The sequence below is a fragment of the Ligilactobacillus sp. LYQ139 genome (assembly GCF_045033025.1).
GTDB lineage: Bacteria > Bacillota > Bacilli > Lactobacillales > Lactobacillaceae > Ligilactobacillus.
The window spans coordinates 1-2,784 of record NZ_JBJFZW010000014.1 but is presented as its reverse complement, the minus strand read 5'-3'; the positions used below and the strand labels follow the sequence as shown (position 1 = coordinate 2,784).

The following is a 2,784-nucleotide window of genomic DNA, read 5'->3' as shown; positions in this document are numbered from 1 at the left end:
GCACGGCGACGTCCTACCCTCACAGGGGGCGGTCCCCCAACTACTCTCGGCGCGCTGAAGCTTAACTACTGTGTTCGGCATGGGAACAGGTGTATCCTTCAGGCCATCATCACCGCACTCTTTCCTTAAGAGAACTTCGTTCTCTCAAAACTAGCTAACAATTCGTTTCTTGCTGAACCCACCACGCCTTAACCGTTGGTTAAGTCCTCGACCGATTAGTAATGGTCCGCTCCATGTGTCACCACACTGCCACTTCCATCCTATCTACCTGATCATCTCTCAGGGGTCTTACTTCCTAACGGAATGGGAAATCTGATCTTGAGGTGAGTTTCGCACTTAGATGCTTTCAGCGTTTATCTCATCCATACATAGCTACCCAGCGCTGCTCCTGGCGAAACAACTGGTACACCAGCGGTATGTTCATCCCGGTCCTCTCGTACTAAGGACAAATCCTCGCAAATTTCCTCCGCCCGCGACGGATAGGGACCGAACTGTCTCACGACGTTCTGAACCCAGCTCGCGTACCGCTTTAATGGGCGAACAGCCCAACCCTTGGGACCGACTACAGCCCCAGGATGCGATGAGCCGACATCGAGGTGCCAAACCTCCCCGTCGATGTGGACTCTTGGGGGAGATAAGCCTGTTATCCCCAGGGTAGCTTTTATCCGTTGAGCGACGGCCCTTCCATACGGAACCGCCGGATCACTAAGCCCGACTTTCGTCCCTGTTCGACTTGTTGGTCTCACAGTCAAGCTCCCTTCTGCCTTTACACTCTGTGAATGATTTCCAACCATTCTGAGGGAACCTTTGGGCGCCTCCGTTACCTTTTAGGAGGCGACCGCCCCAGTCAAACTGCCCACCTGACACTGTCTCCCGCCGTGATTGCCGGCGTGGGTTAGAGTGTTCATACAACGAGGGTAGTATCCCACCAGCGCCTCCAGCGAAACTAGCGTTCCGCCTTCTACGGCTCCTACCTATCCTGTACAAGCTGTACCAACACCCAATATCAAGCTACAGTAAAGCTCCATGGGGTCTTTCCGTCCTGTCGCGGGTAACCCGCATCTTCACGGGTATTACAATTTCACCGAGTCTCTCGTTGAGACAGTGCCCAGATCGTTACGCCTTTCGTGCGGGTCGGAACTTACCCGACAAGGAATTTCGCTACCTTAGGACCGTTATAGTTACGGCCGCCGTTTACTGGGGCTTCAATTCTGAGCTTCGCCGAAGCTAACCCATCCTCTTAACCTTCCAGCACCGGGCAGGCGTCAGCCCCTATACATCATCTTACGATTTTGCAGAAACCTGTGTTTTTGATAAACAGTCGCCTGGGCCTCTTCACTGCGGCTGGCCTTGCGGCCAGCACCCCTTCTTCCAAAGTTACGGGGTCATTTTGCCGAGTTCCTTAACGAGAGTTCTCTCGCTCACCTGAGGATCCTCTCCTTGACTACCTGTGTCGGTTTGCGGTACGGGTAGTTAATCTCTCACTAGAAGCTTTTCTCGGCAGCGTGACATCACTCACTTCGTTACTTTAATTTCACTCCTCATCACAGCTCGTTTACCCGGAAGCAAGCCTTTTACTCACTCCCAAACTTACTGCTTGAACACGCATTTCCAGCAGCGTGCATCGTTAGCCTTCTGCGTCCCTCCATCGCTCAAACAAGATTAACTAGTACAGGAATCTCCACCTGTTATCCATCGTCTACGCCTCCCGGCCTCGACTTAGGTCCCGACTAACCCTGGGCGGACGAGCCTTCCCCAGGAAACCTTAGTCATTCGGTGGGCAGGATTCTCACCTGCCTTGCGCTACTCATACCGGCATTCTCACTTCCAAGCGCTCCACCAGTCCTTCCGGTCTGACTTCATTGCCCTTGGAACGCTCCCCTATCGCGTGACCTACGGTCACACCCACAATTTCGGTAACGTGTTTAGCCCCGTTACATTTTCGGCGCAGAATCACTCGACTAGTGAGCTATTACGCACTCTTTAAATGGTGGCTGCTTCTGAGCCAACATCCTAGTTGTCTGTGCAATTCCACATCCTTTTCCACTTAACACGTATTTAGGGACCTTAATTGGTGGTCTGGGCTGTTTCCCTTTCGACTACGGATCTTATCACTCGCAGTCTGACTCCCGGACATGGATCAATGGCATTCGGAGTTTATCTGAATTCAGTAACCCAGGATGGGCCCCTAGTCCAAACAGTGCTCTACCTCCATGATCCTTAATCCCGAGGCTAGCCCTAAAGCTATTTCGGGGAGAACCAGCTATCTCCAAGCTCGTTTGGAATTTCACCGCTACCCACACCTCATCCCAGCACTTTTCAACGTACACGGGTTCGGTCCTCCAGTGCGTTTTACCGCACCTTCAACCTGGACATGGGTAGGTCGCCTGGTTTCGGGTTTTACACCTCCATACTGAAACGCCCGTTTCAGACTCGCTTTCGCTGCGGCTCCGGCCTTGCCGCCTTAACCTCGCATGCAAGCGTAACTCGCCGGTTCATTCTACAAAAGGCACGCCATCACCCCTTAATGGGCTCTGACTGCTTGTAGGCATATGGTTTCAGGAACTCTTTCACTCCCCTTCCGGGGTGCTTTTCACCTTTCCCTCACGGTACTGGTTCACTATCGGTCACTAGGTAGTATTTAGCCTTGGGAGATGGTCCTCCCGGTTTCCGACGGAGTTTCACGTGTTCCGCCGTACTCAGGATCCTGGTTGGAGGTAACCATGTTTCGTCTACGGGACGATCGCCCTCTGTGGTGCAGCTTCCCAACTGCTTCGACTACAT

At 52.9% G+C, this 2,784-nt stretch carries 2 rRNA genes; both read right to left on the bottom strand.

The window, feature by feature from the left end:
- Window positions 1-117: ribosomal RNA gene (rrf, locus tag ACI3E1_RS07815) — 5S ribosomal RNA — on the bottom strand.
- A gap of 78 nt (window positions 118-195) precedes the next feature.
- Window positions 196-2,784: ribosomal RNA gene (locus tag ACI3E1_RS07810) — 23S ribosomal RNA — on the bottom strand; the annotation flags it as partial.